Here is a 14,959-nt window from a genome sequence, read left to right on the forward strand (position 1 = left end):
GCCGAATGAATTGCGCATGCCGGGCACGGGTTCGGCCGTTCTCGTGATCTTCGAGGGGCCGGGGCCCTACACTCAGGCCAATGCTGTTCCGTCTCCTCGGCCCCGTGCTGCTGGAGCAGGGCGCCCAGCGGGTCGCCTTCACCGGCAAGCAGGGCGCGCTGCTCGCGGCGCTGCTGCTGGACGCCGGCCGGGTGGTCTCCGTCCAGCGGCTGGCCGAGTCGGTCTGGGACCCGCCGCTGCCCAGCGCCCCCGCCTCCCGGGTCAGGATGCTGGTGTCCGAGGTGCGCCGCGCCTGCGCGGCCGCCGGCGCCGACGTGATCGAGACCCAGCGCCCCGGGTACGTCCTGCGCCTGGCCGAGGGCGGGCTCGACCTGGACGGCTTCCAGGTGCGGCTCGGCGCGGCCCGCGAGTCCGCCGCCGCCGGCCGTCCCGACGAGGCGCTCGCGCACTACGAGGACGCCCTCGCCTGGTGGCACGGCACGCCGCTGGACGGGATCACCGGCTCCTTCGCCGAGGCGCAGGCCGTGCGGCTGGCCGGGCTGCGCCTCGACGCGCTGGAGGAACGCCTGGCCGTGCTGCTCGACCTGGGCCGGCCCGCCGACGTCGCCACCGAGGCCGGCGCGCTGGCCGCCGCGAACCCGCTGCGCGAGCGCCTGCACGAGCTGCTCATGCGGGCCCTGTACGCGAGCGGCCGGCGCACGGAGGCCCTCGACGTCTACCGCGCGCTGCGCCGCCGCATGGTGGACGAGCTGGGCCTGGAGCCCGCGCACCAGCTCCAGCGGCTGCACCAGCGCATCCTCCAGCCGGAGCCGCCGCCCGCCGCGCCCCGGCCCGACCGGCCGCCGCCCGCCGTGCCCGTCCCCTCCCAGCTGCCCGCCGCGCCGCCGCGCTTCACCAACCGGGACCGCGAGCTGTCCGAGCTCGACCGCCTGCTGAGCGCGGACCCCGGCAGCGTCGGCATGGCGGTGATCAGCGGCCCGGGCGGCGTCGGCAAGACGTGGCTGGCGCTGCACTGGGCGCACGCGCACCGCGACCGCTACCCGGACGGCCAGCTCTTCGTCAACCTGCACGGCTTCGACAGCGCCGGCGAGCCGGTGCCGCCCGGCACCGTGCTGCGCCGCTTCCTGCAGGCGCTCGGCCTGCCGCCCGCCGCCGTCCCCGGCGACGCCGACGCGCAGGCGGCCCTCTACCGGTCGCTGCTGGCCGACCGCCGGATGCTGGTCGTCCTGGACAACGCCAGGGACGCCGCCCAGGTGACGCCGCTCATCCCCGGCGGCCCCGGCTGCTCGGTGCTGGTGACCAGCAGGAACGCGCTCGCCGGGCTGCACACCACGCACGCGGCCCGCCTTCTGGAGGTGGCCGTCTTCTCCGACGACGAGGCCCGCCGCATGCTCTCCCGCCACCTCGGCCCCGAGCGGCTGGCCGCCGACCCGGCCTCGGTCGCCGTGCTGCTCGAACACGCCGGCGGCCTGCCGCTGGCGCTCGGCGTGCTGGCCGCGCGGGCCGCCGCGCACCCCGCCTTCCCCCTGTCCGTGCTCGCCGACGAGCTGCGCGACCCGGACACCCGGCTCGACGCGCTCCAGACCGGCGACCTCGGGATCGACCTGCGCACCGTGATCGCGGCCTCCTACGCGGCGCTGGACGCCCCGGCCGCCCGGCTGTTCCTGCTGCTCGGCGTCGTCCCGGTGGCCGAGGCGGGGCTGCCCGCGGCGGCGGCGCTCGCCGGGCTGCCGGCCGCCCGCGCCCGCGTCCTGCTCGCCGCGCTGGAGGCCGCCAACCTGGTCAGGCAGCCGTCGCCCGGCCGCTACCGCATGCACGACCTCATCCGCCTGTACGCCGCCGAGCGCGCCGCCGCCGACCTGCCCGCCGACGCGCGCGACGCGGCGCTGACCCGGCTGGTCAGGCACTGCGCGGCCACCGCGTACGCCGCCGACCGGGCGCTCTACCCGCACCGCTACGTGATCGAGGTGGCCGGGGCGGCGGACGTGCCCGCCTTCTCCGAGCCCGCCGCCATGGCGTGGTTCGAGAGCGAGCTGCCCGGCCTGCTGGCCGCCCAGCGGCTGGCCGCCGGGCTCGGGCTGGACACCGAGACGTGGCAGCTCGCGTACGGGCTGAACACGTACCTGATGCGCCGCGCCCACCTCGCCGAGCGCGTGGCGAGCTGGGACGTCGCGCTGGCGGCGGCCGACCGGCTGGGCGGGGACCTGGTGGGCGCGATCGTCCGCTGGCACGCCGGGTCGGTGTGCGGCGTGGCGGGCCGGCTCGACGAGGGCGTCGCGCACCTGGAGCGGGCGCTCCAGCTGTTCCGCGCGGCGGACGACCCGGCCGGGCTGGCGCACACGCACCACATGCTCGCCTGGCTGCTCACCGTACGCGGCGAGCCTGCCCAGGGCCTCGCCCACGGGCAGGCCGCGCTCGCCCACCACCGCGCGGCGGGCGAGCCGATCTGGGAGGCCAACAGCCTCAGCGGCCTGGGCTGGATCCACATGCAGCTCGGCGACGACGAGCAGGCGCGGGCGTGCTGCGAGCAGGCCCTGACGTTGTTCCGCCGGCACGACGACAGCAGCGGCGAGTCCGCCACGCTCGACAGCCTCGGCCGCCTGGCCTCCCGGCGGGGCGACCACGAGAGCGCCGTCGGCCACTACGCGCGCTGCCTCGCCCTGCGCGAGAGCAACGGCAACACCTGGCAGGCCGCCGACACGCTGGTGGCGCTCGGCGACTCCCACCACGCCCTCGGCGACGCGGACGCGGCCGAGACGGCCTGGCGGGCGGCGCTCGCCCTGTACGAGCCGCACCACCGCCACGCCGACGTCGCCCGCGTCCGCGCCAGGCTCGGCCTTTGACCCGGCGCCCGGAGCCCGTCCGGGACGCTGTCAGGCGTCCTGCGGCGAGAAGCCGCTGACCGCCTCGACCGCCCGTTCGACCGACGGCTCCACCTGGAAGACCGCCCTCAGCCCGAGGATCGTCAGCCTGCGCTCCAGGCGGGCCGGCAGGCCGCACAGCACCAGGCCGCACCCCTGCCGGCGGCTCTGCTGCAACAGGCCGACCAGCACGCCCACGCAGCGGGAGTCGCAGAAGGACAGGCCGCTCAGGTCCAGGACCAGCCCGTTCGTCGGCGTCCTCGCCCACGCGTCGCTGACCCGGCGGTGCAGCACGTCGGCGACCTGGTAGTCGAGCTCTCCGGCGGCGAAGACCACGATGACGCGCCCGCGCCTCGCCACCGCCATAGTGAATTGTTCCGCCGCGTTCCTTTCTTCGTCACTTTCGCCCATGACATCGGCCCCTGCCCATCCGGCCCGGGGGGCAACGCCCATGCTCAGGGGATTTTCCGGCGACTTGCGTGTCCGTCCCCGGCCGGCTCATGGGGGCGGCGGGTGCGGAAGGTGCGGCGGTAGGCGTCCGGCGGCACCCCGACGGCGCGGTTGAAGTGCCGGCGCAGCGTGGTCGCGGTGCCCATGCCGGTGGCGCCCGCGATGGCCTCCACGCTCTCGTCCGTGGTCTCCAGCAGCTCCTGCGCGCGGCGGATGCGCTGGTTGAGCAGCCACTGCAGCGGGGTGGTGCCGGCCATGGTCCTGAAGTGGCGGCCGAGGTGGCGCGAGCTCATGTTGGCCCGGCGGGCCAGGTCCTCGACCGTCATCGGGCGGTCCAGGTGCCGGCCCGCCCAGGCGAGCAGGTCGCTGAGCGGGTGGTCGTCCGGCTCGGGGACGGGGGTGGCGATGAACTGGGCCTGCCCGCCGGGCCGGTGCGGCGCCACGACCAGCCGGCGCGCGACCGCGTTGGCGACCGCGCTGCCGTGGTCGCGGCGGATCAGGTGCAGGCACAGGTCCAGGGCGGCGGCCTTGCCGGCGGAGGTGAGGACGCGGCCCTCGTCCACGTAGAGCACGTCCGCGTCGACCTCGATCCCGGGGAAGCGGCCAGCGAGCGCGTCGGCGTGCGCCCAGTGCGTGGTGGCGCGCCGCCCCTCCAGCAGCCCGGCGGCGGCCAGGACGAACGCTCCGGTGCACAGCGACGCCACCCGCGCGCCGGCGTCGTAGGCGGCGCGGACGGCCGCGACGAGGTCGGCCGGCGGGTCCACGTCCACGTCGGCCCAGCCGGGGACGATCACCGTGTCGGCCCGGGCGAGCAGGTCGAGCCCGCCGTCGGGGTCGAGCAGGAAACGGCCGTCGGCCCGCACCGGGCCCGTCCCGCAGATGGAGACCTCGTACCAGTCGGCGACCGGCGCCGACGCGGGCGGCGGGGTGCCGAGCAGCTCGTAGGCGAGGGAGAGTTCGAAATGCAGGATGCCGTCGGAGACGGCCACCGCGACTGTGCTCACGTCCGGAATTGTACGCATCGTGTCGTTCCGGACGCTCGTGCGGGCCTGGTGACGCTCGCCATGATGTCGGTGTCGAACTTCGGATGAGGGAGAACATGATGAGCACGGGTGCTGTGGTGACGGTTTACGGCGCGTACGGTCACACGGGCCGTTTCCTGGTGGCGGAGCTGGTGCGGCGCGGCTTCACGCCGGTGCTCGCCGGGCGGGACGCCGCCAAGCTGGAGGCGCTGGCGGCGGAGTACCCCGGGCTCGACGCCCGGCCGGCGTCCGTCGCCGACCCCGCCTCGCTGGACCGCGCGCTGGACGGGGCGGCGGCGGTGATCAACGCGGCCGGGCCGTTCGCCGACACGGCGGGCCCCGTGATCGAGGCGGCGTTGCGGGCCGGCATCCCGTACGTGGACGTCGCGGCCGAGATCGAGGCCAACGCCGACACCTTCGAGCTGTTCGCGGAGCGCGCCCGCGAGGCGGGGGCCGTCGTCGTGCCCGCGATGGCGTTCTACGGCGGGCTCGGCGACCTGCTGGTCACGGCGGCGATGGGCGACTGGACGGCGGCCGACGAGGTGCACGTGGCCTACGGCCTGGACAGCTGGCACCCCACGGCCGGGACCCGGGTGTCCGGCGTGGTCTCGCGCGAGCGGCGCGGCGGGCGGCGGGTGCGGTTCAGCGGCGGCAAGCTGGAGTACCGCGACGACGCCGCCTCGACCGGCACGTGGGTGTTCCCCGAGCCGCTGGGCGCCCGCGAGGTCGTCGCGGAGTTCTCGATGGCCGACATCGTGGCGGTGCCGAGCCACGTGGCGGTGCCCGAGGTGCGCACGTACATGACGGTCGAGGCGGCCAGGGACGTCGCCGGCCCGGACACCCCCGCCCCCGTCGCGGTGGACGAGGACGGGCGGTCCGCGCAGTCGTTCGTCGTGGACGTCCTGGTCCGCTCCGGCTCGGCGGTGCGCGGCGCGGTCGCCCGCGGCCAGGACATCTACGCCGTCACCGCGCCGCTCGCGGTGGAGGCCGTGGACCGCGTCCTCACCGGCCGGACGAAGGCCACCGGGGTCGTCTCGGCGGGCCGCGTCTTCGACGCGCCGGACTTCCTGCGGGCGCTGGCGCCGCACATCACGGTCGAGCTGGACGGCGGCCGCGACGGCGAGCGGCGCGGCCTGGCCAACCTGTCCGTCAAGCAGTGACCCGGGCGCTCAGTCGTGCCCCGTCGGCGGGGGCCGGCCGTCGGGCGGCGGCGCTGTGCCAGGCGGCGGAGGCTGGCCCTCGGCCGGCGGGGGCGGGGTGAAGGCGCCCGCGGCGGCGGCGAGGACGGCGGTGCGCGCCGCCCGCTCCGGCAGCCCCGGATCGACCGGCGAGCGCAGCAACATCAGCTCGTGGTAGAGGGGCGCGGTGGCCGCGACGAGCAGGGTCCGCGCGTCGGTGCCGGGCGGCAGCTCGCCCCGCCGCACCGCCCGTTCGACGATCACCTCGCACCGGGCGTACCGGTCCTCCCACAGCCGGGCCACGCCGCGCGCCGCCTCCTCCGACCGGAACGAGGCCGCCAGCAGGGCCGCCGCGATCGGCGGCCGGGCGGTCAGCGCCTCCTGGTTCTCCCGGTTCAGCGCGATCAGGTCGCCCAGCAGGGAGCCGGTGTCGCGCGGCTGCCAGTCGTCGTCGCCGGCCGCCTCGAACACGTCGGTGAGCAGGCCGCCGACGTCCCGCCAGCGCCGGTACACCGTGGCGCGGTGCACGCCGGCGCGGGCCGCGACGCCGTCCACGGTCAGCTCGTCGTAGCCGCGTTCGGCGAGCTCGGCGCGGACCGCGTCGAGGACCTGCGCGCGGACGCGGCCGGTGCGGCCTCCGGGGCGACGCCGGGGCGGCGGGTCCGGGGACGTCGTGGCGGGGTCGCCGGTTTGCTCATCGTGGACGGGCATGCCTTAATGTAGCACCTGTCGCATTAATGAAGGGTGTCGCCGTGCAACCGCTCGTCCCGGCCGATCCGTCCGTCCTGCATCCCATGCCCGGCCAGCCGCGCGTGGTGCTGCTCCGGCCGCTGGTCGCCTCCCCGCTGATCGAGGTGGGGGAGTTCTCCTACTACGACGACCCCGACGACCCGACGGCGTTCGAGACCCGCAACGTGCTCTACCACTACGGGCCGGAGAAGCTGGTCATCGGCAGGTTCTGCGCGCTCGGCACCGGCGTGCGCTTCATCATGAACGGCGCCAACCACCGCATGGACGGCCCCTCCACCTTCCCCTTCCCCACCATGGGCGGCTCCTGGTCCGACCACTTCGACCTGCTCACCGGCCTGCCCAACCGGGGCGACACCGTCGTCGGCAACGACGTCTGGTTCGGCCACGGGGTGACGGTGATGCCCGGCGTGCGGATCGGCCACGGCGCGATCATCGCCACCGGCAGCGTCGTCACCTCCGACGTGCCCGACTACGGCATCGCCGGCGGCAACCCGGCCCGCCTCATCCGCACCCGCTTCAGCCCCGAGGACGTCGCCCGCCTGCTGGCGCTCGCCTGGTGGGACTGGCCGGTCGAGCACATCACCGCGCACGTCAGGACCATCATGTCGGGCAGCGTCGCCGACCTGGAGGCCGCCGCCGCGGCCGTCGCGGGCGGGGGCGAGTGAGACCATGGCGCACCTCGCGATGGTCGGCATCCCGGCCGTCAGCCACGTCCTGCCCGGCATCGAGGTCGTCCGCGAGCTGGTGGCGCGCGGCCATCGGGTGACCTACGCCAACGACCCGGCGGTCGCCGACCTGATCACGGCGACCGGCGCCGAGCTGGTGCCGGTCGCCTCCACGCTGCCGGTCGCCGACAACGACTGGCCCGCCGACCCCATCGCCGCCATGTCCCTCTTCCTGGACGACGCCGTCCAGGCGCTCCCGCAGCTCCGCGCCGTCTACGACGCCGACCCCGCCGACCTCTACCTGTACGACATCGGCGCCTACGCCGCCCGCGCCCTCGCCGAGGCGCAGGGCCGGCCGCTGCTGCAGCTCTCGCCCACGTTCGTGGCGTGGGAGGGCTACGACGAGGAGGTGGCCGCCGGGCTGTGGGCGCTGCCGGGCGCCGGCGCCTACCGGGCGAGGTTCGCGAGCTGGCTGGCCGGCTCCGGAGCGGTCACCACCGACGTGGACGCCTTCTCCGGCCGGCCTGAGCAGGCCCTCGCGCTGATCCCCAGGGCGATGCAGCCGCACGCCGACCGGGTGGACGCCGGCGCGGTGACGTTCGTCGGCCCCTGCTACGGCCCGCTCAGGGAGCAGGAGGGCTGGACGCGGCCCCCCGGCGCGGACCGCGTCCTGCTGATCTCGCTCGGCTCGGCCTACACCCGGCAGCCCGCCTTCTACCGGGAGTGCCTGGCGGCCTTCGGCGGCCTGCCGGGCTGGCACGTCGTCCTGCAGATCGGCCGGCACACCGACCCGGGCGAGCTGGGCGAGATCCCCGCCAACGTCGAGGTGCACCCGTGGGTGCCGCAGCGGGCGATCCTGGAGCAGGCCGACGCCTTCGTCACGCACGCCGGGATGGGCGGCTGCGGCGAGGGGCTGGCGGCGGGCGTCCCGATGATCGCCGTGCCGCAGGCCGCCGAGCAGTTCCTCAACGCCGACCGGCTGGTGGAGCTGGGCGTCGCCCGCCGCGTCGACACCGCGGACGCCACCGCCGAGGTGCTGCGCGCCGCGCTCACCGGCCTGGTCGCCGATCCGGAGGTGGCCCGCCGCCTGGCCCGGCTGCGGGCCGAGGCGCGGGCCGAGGGCGGCACCACGCGCGCCGCCGACCTCATCGAGGGCCTGCTCGAAGGGGCGTGACCCGGCCCGTCACCGGCTCGTGAGGACGACGAGCTGCCGGGTCGCCCGGGTCATCGCGACATACCGGTCCACGGCCCCTTCGACGCCCTCGCCGAACGTCTCCGGATCGACGAGGACGACCAGGTCGAACTCCAGCCCCTTCGACAGCTCAGGGGTCAGCGACCGCACCCGGCTCGAGCCGCGGAAGGCGGGGGCCCCGATCACGCAGGCGGTGCCCTCGGCGTGCGCGGCGAGCCAGTCGTCCAGGACCGTGTCCAGCTCCGTGACCGGCCCGTACGTCACCGGGACGCCGCTGCGGCGGATGGAGGTGGGCACGTTGGCGTCGGGGAGCGCGGCCCGGATGACCGGCTCCGCCTCGGTCATGATCTCCTCCGGCGTGCGGTAGTTGATGCCGAGCGAGGCGAGGGTGACGCGGTCGAGCCCGACCCGTCCGAGGCGTTCCGTCCAGGACTCGGTGAAGCCGTGCCGGGCCTGGGCGCGGTCGCCGACGATGGTGAAGCTGCGCGACGGGCAGCGCAGCAGCAGCATCTGCCACTCGGCGTCGGTCAGCTCCTGCGCCTCGTCCACGACGACGTGCGCGAACGGGCCGGCCAGCAGGTCGGGGTCGGCCGTGGGCAGCTCGCTCTCGTCCACCAGCGAGTTGCGCATGTCCTGCCCGTGCAGCATCGTCACCAGGCCCTCGCCGTCGTCGTCGGCCTCCAGCAGGTTCTCCACGACCTGCGTCATCTGCTCGCGCTGGGCGGCGAGGGCGGCGTCCTGGCGGCGTTTGCGGCGCGAGGTCTCCGGGTCGCCGAGCCGCTGCCGGGCCGCGTCCAGCAGCGGCAGGTCGGACACCGTCCACGCCTGGGGGTCCGCGCGCTGCAGCAGCCGGATCTCCTCGCGGCTCAGCCAGGGGGCACACAGCCGCAGGTAGGCGGGCACCGTCCAGAGGTCGCCGACGAGGTCGGCGGCCTCCAGGACCGGCCACGCCCGGTTGAAGGTGGTCATCAGCTCCCGGTCCTGCAGCAGCGACCTGCGCAGCAGGGCGGGCGAGACGTCCTCGGCGTCGAGCTTGTCGGCCAGGATGGTGACCAGTTCCTCCCAGATGCGGTCGCGGGCGTCGTTGTGCGGGGTGCCGGGCTCCGGCGCGTCGAACGCCTCGGCCCAGTCCTCGGCGCTCAGCCGGACGTCGGACCAGTGCGTGGTGACGGTCATGCCCTTGGTGGGCGGGTTCTCGTAGAACCTGACGGCCGTCTCGATGCCCTTGACCAGGTCGGCGGAGGCCTTCAGCCGCGCCACCCGCGGGTCGGCCTCGACCGCCGCGCCCGCCCCCTCGCGGACCAGGTCGCGCAGCGTGCAGGTCTGCACGCCCTCCTCGCCGAGGCTGGGCAGGACGTCGGCGACGTAGGCCAGGTAGTGCTGGTGCGGGCCGACGAACAGCACGCCGCCGCGGTGGTGGCCGAGCCGCGGGTCGGAGTAGAGCAGGTAGGCCGAGCGGTGCAGGGCGACGACGGTCTTGCCGGTGCCGGGGCCGCCGTCCACCACGAGCGCGCCGCGCGAGCCGGCGCGGATCACGGCGTCCTGGTCGGCCTGGATGGTGCCGAGCACGTCGCGCATGCGGGGCGAGCGGCTGCTGCCGAGACTGGCGATGAAGGCGGACTGGTCGTCGAGCGCGGCGTGCCCGGACAGGCCGTCGGCGGTGAACACCTCGTCCCAGTAGTCGCTGATCCGGCCCTTGGTCCAGCGGTAGCGGCGGCGGCTGGCCAGCCCCATGGGGTTGGCGTGGGTGGCGCCGAAGAACGGCTCGGCGGCGGGGGAGCGCCAGTCGAGCAGCAGCCGGCGGCCGGCGCTGTCGGTGAGGCCGAGGCGGCCGATGTAGACCGGTTCGTCGTCGTCGGCGCCGGCCATGTGCCCGAGGCACAGGTCGAGGCCGAAGCGGCGCAGCGCGCGGAGGCGGGCGCTGAGCCGGTGGATCTCCAGGTCCCGGTCCATGGCCTGCCGGCCGGCGCCGCCGGGCGCGCGGCGCTCGGCGGCGAGCCGGGCCGACAGCTCGGCGATCGTCTGTTCCAGGGTCTCCGCGATGGCCGCGAAGTGCCGCTCGTCGCGGGCGATCAGCGCCGGGTCGGCCTTGGCAGAAAGACGCTCGGGCAGATCGAACGCGCTCTGGGTGGTCACACGCACTCCGGATTCCCCGTTTCCGCAGGTATTGGCTTTCGGGCGACGATTCTGCGGCACGACCGGGGTCTTGTGGCAAGCCCCCCTGTGCGCTATACGTTAAGAGTGGAAAGAGGTGTTCTATCCCCTTTCCATCCCTCTCCTGACCTTCTCCGCCCGCCCGGCCGCTAGCTGCGCGGCTGCCGGGGAAGAGGAGCCCCATGTCTGAAAGCGATCTGACCATGGGCGTCGAGGAGGGGTTCATTCTCGTGGACCCGGAGACCGGCGCGGTCGCCCCGGTGGCCGACAAGGTGCGCGAACGGGTCGGCGGCCCCCGGCACGGCCAGGTGGTGACGGAGCTGACGAAGTTCCAGATCGAGACCAACAGCGGCGTGCACACCGACCTGCCGGGCCTGCGGGAGGAGCTGGTACGGCTCCGCGCGGCCGTGGTCACCGCGGCCGAGGGCGCGGGCGTGGGCGTGGCCGCGACCGGCGCGGCGCTGACGGGCGACGAGGGCCGGCCGCCGATCACCCCGTCGCCGCGCTACCAGCGGCTGCGGCAGGAGTACGGCGACGTGCTGCGCGGCCAGGGCGTCGCGGCCTGCCACGTGCACCTCGGCATCGCCGACCGCGAGGAGGCCGTCCAGGTGATCAACCACCTGCGGCCCTGGCTGCCGGTGCTGCAGGCGCTGACCGCGAACTCGCCGATCAGCGACGGCGCGGACACCGGGCACGCGAGCTGGCGGACCGTGGCGTGGAGCCGCTGGCCCAGCGCCGGCCCGCCGCCGTTCTTCCGGTCGGGCGAGCACTACGACGAGCTGGTGGAGGGGCTGCGCGCCTTCGGCGCCATCCTGGATCGCGGGATGGTCTACTGGCAGGTCAGGCTCTCCCACCACCAGCCGACGATCGAGGTCAGGGTGGCCGACACGGGCCAGACGGTGGCCGAGGTGGTGCTGCTGGCCGGGCTGGTGCGGGCACTGGGCGCCACGGCCCTGGACGACGTGCGCGCGGGCCGGCCCGCGCCGGCCGTCGACCAGACGTTGCTCGGCGCCGCCTCCTGGCGGGCCGCCCGCGACGGGCTGGAGGGCGAGAACGTGGACCTGCTCACCGGCCGCCGCATGTCCGCGTGGCGGCTGGTGGACCGGCTGATCGACCACGCCGGCCCGGCCCTGCGGGCCCTCGACGACCTGCCGCTGATGGACGAGGGGCTGGACGTGCTGCACCGGCACGGCTCGGGCGCGGCCCGGCAGCGGGCCGCGTACCGGCGGCGGGGGCTGGTGGGCGACGTGGCGCGGATGCTGGTCGAGCAGTCCCGGCAGGACGTGCCGCGCCTGGCGGGCTGACGGCCCCCGGCTCAGGCCCCCTCCACCCGCCCTCGCGGGCCGGGGTCGCGGGCCAGCTCCGCGCGCGCCGCCGCCCAGGCCGGGTCGCCGGGGTGCAGGGCGCTACGCAGGTAGGCCCAGGTCAGCCGCTGCACCAGGGCGACCCGCGCGGGGTCGGCGTCCGTCGTCTCCGCGACGTCGTGCCCGACGATGCCGCCGAGCGAGTGCTCCGCCCCGAACAGGGTGAGCAGGCTCTTGGGGCCGGGGCTCAGCGTGTACGGGTCGGTGAACCAGTCCGGGCCGCGCACGGACAGCGGCGACCGGTCGTGGTCGCCCGCGACGACGAGCGCCGGGGTGGTCATCCCCGTGAAGTCGGGGTTCATGAACGGGAAGTGCTCGGCCGCGAACGGCGTCAGGTCGGCCCCGCCCAGACCCGGCGTGGCGAGCAGCACGCCGGCGCCGACGCGCGGGTCCGACAGGTCCTCGCCCGGCTCGCCGCCGGGCCCGAGGACCCGTGCCCCCAGCAGCATGCTCGCCGTCTGGCCGCCCCAGGAGTGCCCGGCGACAGCGATTTTGCCCTGGTCCAGCCGCCCGCCGAGGCCGGGGACGGCGGCTTCGAGACGGCCGAGCCCGTCGAGGGCGCGCTTGAGGTCCTCGACCCTGGTGCGCCAGATCGACGGGGTGCGGGGGTCGTCGGGGGCGAGGCCCAGCGTCCGGGAGTCGAGGTGGGTGGGCTGGACGACGGCGAAGCCGTGCGCGGCCCAGTAATCGGCCAGCGGGGCGTAGCCGTCCATGGACCAGCCGAAGCCGTGCGAGAAGACGACGACCGGCAGCGCCTGCCCGGTCGCGGGGGCCGAGACGCGGACCCGCAGGTCCTCGCCCCGTCCCGGGGCCGGCAGCACCACCGGCTTCACCGAGACGATGGCCGGGTCGAGTGTGGTCATGAGAGGTCTGTCCTTCGGGTCGCCGGTTCTCTGGCATGATGAGAGGGAGTTGAAACGGGACCACGTCCCACTTGAACGATACGGGACACTGTCCCGGTTAGCAAACCCGGCACCGGAGGACGAGACCGTGCACGACAGCGGAGGGGGCGCGGGCGGGGCCGCCCCGCGCAAGCGGGCCGACGCCCGGCGCAACGAGAAGAGCCTGCTCGACGCCGCCGCGGCCGTCTTCGTGGCCGCCGGCGTCGAGGCGCCGATCCGCGACATCGCCGCGCGGGCGGGCGTCGGGACGGCCACGATCTACCGCCACTTCCCGACCCGGGCGGACCTCATCATCGCCGTCTACCGCCACCAGATCGAAGCCCTCGCCGCGGCCGGGCCGGAGCTGCTGGCGGCCGGGCCGACCCCGCACGCGGCGCTGGGACGCTGGATCGAGATGTTCATCGACTTCCTCGTCACCAAGCACGGCCTCGCCGCCGTGCTGAACTCCGACGACGCCGGCTTCCAGGCGCTGCACGCCTGGTTCCTCGACCGGCTGGTGCCCGTGTGCGCCCGGCTGCTCGACGCCGCGGTCGCCGCCGGCGAGATCCGCGACGACGTCGAGGCCCTCGAGCTCATGCGGGGCGTCGGCAACCTCTGCATCGGGGCCGAGGGCGACAACCCGCACTACGACGCCCGCCGCCTGGTCGGCCTGCTCATCACCGGCCTCAGGACAGGTCAGCCGAGCACCGGGTAGTTGGCGCGGAACACGTTGTGCGGGTCGCGGGCCCGCTTGATCTCCCGCAGCCGCGCCAGCGTGCCGCCGGAGAAGGACCGCTCCGCCGTCTCGCCGGGGGACAACATCGTGTACGGCTTGCGGCCGCTGACGTAGGCCCCCAGGTCGGCCACGACCTCGGCCTGCCGGGCGTGCGTCACGCCGGCCGTGTGCGGCAGGCCGACGCCCAGCAGGGTGAGCAGGTACGGCTCGGTCAGCGCGCCGCTCGCGCCGGCCCCCTCGCCCGGCTCGGCGAGCGCCCCGCCCAGGTGCCTGATCTGCACGTTGATCAGCGGCTCGACCGGCCTGTCCAGCAGGAGCTCCACCGCGTCCGCGTCCAGGCCGGTGAGCAGCTCGGCGCGGGCGATGGACGGGACCGGGTCGGTGGGCTCGGCGGTGACGGTCCCGAGGTCGGCGACCGGGACGACGCCGCGGCTGTCGGAGATCGCGCCCTCGATCTTGTCGAGGCGCGCCAGCAGGTCCTTGCCCTCCGCCGCCTCGCCGAGGTGGACCAGGTCCAGCGTCACCATCGGCGGCGTGCCGGGGAGCTGGAGCCGGTTGATCCAGACGCTGAGCTCGCGCGGCGCGCCGGCGGTGATCTCCAGGAACGCCTCGTGCACCTCCCTGGTCCGGTGCTCCGGCCAGATCACGCGGCCGCCGTACAGGACCGGCGCGGGGTACAGCTCCAGTTCGAGCGCGGTCACGATCGCGAAGTCCCCGCCGCCGCCGCGCAGCGCCCAGAACAGGTCGGGATCGGAGCCGGCGCTCACCCGGCGCGGCTCGCCGTCGGCGTCCACGATGTCGAAGGCCCGCACGCTGTCGGAGGCGAAGCCGTGCCTGCGGCTGAACCAGCCGACGCCGCCGCCCAGGGTGTAGCCGGTCACGCTGACCCCCGGCGCGCTGCCGGACAGGCCGGTCAGGCCCAGCGGCCCGGCCGCCGCCAGCACCTGCCCCCACTTCGCGCCCGCGCCCACCCGGGCCACGCGCTCCTCCGGGCGCACCTCCACCTCGTTCAGCAGGCCGGTACGCAGCAGGATCAGGCCCTCCACAGCACCCGAGGCGCCGTGCCCGCTCGGCTGCGCGGTCACCGTCAGACCGGCCCGCCGCGCGTGGCGCACGAGCGCCGCCACGTCGTCGGCGTCCGCGGCCTCCGCCACGGCCGCCACGGGCTGCCCGACGGTCAGGTTCCACGGGGTGGCCGCCTGCGCGAAGCCGTCGTCACCGGGCAGGAGCACGCGCCCCCTGAGCACACCGCGCAAGTCGTTCATCGTCATCGTCGTCTCCTTTGTCGTGAGAAATCAGTGGTGTCAGGCAGTCTCGCGGAGGACCAGCGCCCCCGTGACCGCGATCAGCGCCGCGGTCAGGCCGTGGACGGCGAACGCGGCGGCCGCGGAGCCGTGATGGGCCAGGACGTTCACCATGTCGCCGAACGGCGCGACCGCCATCATCAGCAGGACCCACCCCAGCGCGCGGCGGTGCCCCGTCACCAGCAGGACGCCCATGGCCAGGCCCATCGCGATCTCACGGCTGCCCTTGATGACCGGGAAGCCGCTGCCGTCGCCGGGCCAGTCCGGCAGGCCGGGGAAGGTCGTCCCGAGCGGCAGCACGAAGGACAACCCGAGGTACAGCGTGAACAGGACGATGGCGACCGCCAGGATGGTGTTGACCTTCTTCAATGACATGTCCTTCTCCTTCGATCGCGGATCACC

13 protein-coding genes are annotated in these 14,959 nt (G+C 75.3%); 6 read left to right on the forward strand and 7 right to left on the reverse strand.

Annotated features, from left to right (window positions below):
* Positions 1-80: 80 nt before the first annotated feature.
* Entirely contained in the window at positions 81-2,843 is a 2,763-nt protein-coding gene (locus tag MF672_RS16535) for an AfsR/SARP family transcriptional regulator (RefSeq protein WP_242378333.1), read from the forward strand.
* Positions 2,844-2,873: 30 nt separating this feature from the next.
* On the opposite strand, the gene MF672_RS16540 is transcribed toward MF672_RS16535, so the two are convergent.
* Complete coding sequence (locus MF672_RS16540; protein ID WP_242378331.1) at positions 2,874-3,221, reverse strand: STAS domain-containing protein; 348 nt, start codon at positions 3,219-3,221, stop codon at positions 2,874-2,876.
* Between the two features lie 95 nt (positions 3,222-3,316).
* Complete coding sequence (locus MF672_RS16545; protein ID WP_242378328.1) at positions 3,317-4,315, reverse strand: helix-turn-helix domain-containing protein; 999 nt, start codon at positions 4,313-4,315, stop codon at positions 3,317-3,319.
* Between the two features lie 98 nt (positions 4,316-4,413).
* Between MF672_RS16545 and MF672_RS16550 the strand changes: the two genes are divergently transcribed.
* Positions 4,414-5,493: a saccharopine dehydrogenase family protein gene (locus tag MF672_RS16550; RefSeq protein WP_242378326.1), complete on the forward strand. Its 1,080-nt coding sequence runs from the start codon at positions 4,414-4,416 to the stop codon at positions 5,491-5,493.
* Between the two features lie 9 nt (positions 5,494-5,502).
* Here MF672_RS16550 and MF672_RS16555 read toward each other — a convergent pair whose 3' ends face one another.
* Positions 5,503-6,222, reverse strand: coding sequence for a TetR/AcrR family transcriptional regulator (locus MF672_RS16555; protein ID WP_242378324.1), 720 nt, complete (start codon positions 6,220-6,222; stop codon positions 5,503-5,505).
* Positions 6,223-6,305: 83 nt separating this feature from the next.
* Here MF672_RS16555 and MF672_RS16560 point away from each other — a divergent pair, with 83 nt between their 5' ends.
* Together MF672_RS16560 and MF672_RS16565 are read left to right on the forward strand one after the other, a co-directional pair.
* Positions 6,306-6,926 (forward strand): CatB-related O-acetyltransferase, encoded by a 621-nt coding sequence (locus tag MF672_RS16560; protein WP_407654773.1) that lies wholly within the window; start codon positions 6,306-6,308, stop codon positions 6,924-6,926.
* Positions 6,927-6,930: 4 nt separating this feature from the next.
* Positions 6,931-8,100, forward strand: a complete 1,170-nt coding sequence (locus MF672_RS16565) for a macrolide family glycosyltransferase (protein ID WP_242378321.1) — start codon at positions 6,931-6,933, stop codon at positions 8,098-8,100.
* 9 nt (positions 8,101-8,109) lie between these two features.
* Here MF672_RS16565 and helR read toward each other — a convergent pair whose 3' ends face one another.
* On the reverse strand, positions 8,110-10,260 hold the full coding sequence (gene helR, locus MF672_RS16570; RefSeq protein ID WP_242378320.1) for an RNA polymerase recycling motor ATPase HelR: 2,151 nt from the start codon (positions 10,258-10,260) through the stop codon (positions 8,110-8,112).
* 194 nt (positions 10,261-10,454) lie between these two features.
* On the opposite strand from helR, the gene MF672_RS16575 reads away from it, so the two are divergent.
* Complete coding sequence (locus tag MF672_RS16575) at positions 10,455-11,576, forward strand: carboxylate-amine ligase (protein WP_242378319.1); 1,122 nt, start codon at positions 10,455-10,457, stop codon at positions 11,574-11,576.
* An 11-nt stretch (positions 11,577-11,587) separates the two neighbouring features.
* Here the strand turns inward: MF672_RS16575 and MF672_RS16580 are convergent, their stop codons facing one another.
* Entirely contained in the window at positions 11,588-12,499 is a 912-nt protein-coding gene (locus tag MF672_RS16580) for an alpha/beta hydrolase family protein (protein WP_242378318.1), read from the reverse strand.
* A 127-nt stretch (positions 12,500-12,626) separates the two neighbouring features.
* Between MF672_RS16580 and MF672_RS16585 the strand changes: the two genes are divergently transcribed.
* Complete coding sequence (locus MF672_RS16585) at positions 12,627-13,232, forward strand: TetR/AcrR family transcriptional regulator (RefSeq protein ID WP_242378317.1); 606 nt, start codon at positions 12,627-12,629, stop codon at positions 13,230-13,232.
* Here the strand turns inward: MF672_RS16585 and MF672_RS16590 are convergent.
* Complete coding sequence (locus MF672_RS16590; protein WP_242378316.1) at positions 13,214-14,524, reverse strand: FAD-binding oxidoreductase; 1,311 nt, start codon at positions 14,522-14,524, stop codon at positions 13,214-13,216. The two genes, MF672_RS16585 and MF672_RS16590, sit on opposite strands and share 19 nt — an antisense overlap.
* 33 nt (positions 14,525-14,557) lie before the next feature.
* Positions 14,558-14,932, reverse strand: a complete 375-nt coding sequence (locus MF672_RS16595) for a DUF4267 domain-containing protein (protein WP_242378315.1) — start codon at positions 14,930-14,932, stop codon at positions 14,558-14,560.
* Positions 14,933-14,959: the final 27 nt, after the last annotated feature.

Origin of the sequence: Actinomadura luzonensis, assembly GCF_022664455.2 — a bacterium.
Taxonomy (GTDB): domain Bacteria; phylum Actinomycetota; class Actinomycetes; order Streptosporangiales; family Streptosporangiaceae; genus Nonomuraea; species Nonomuraea luzonensis.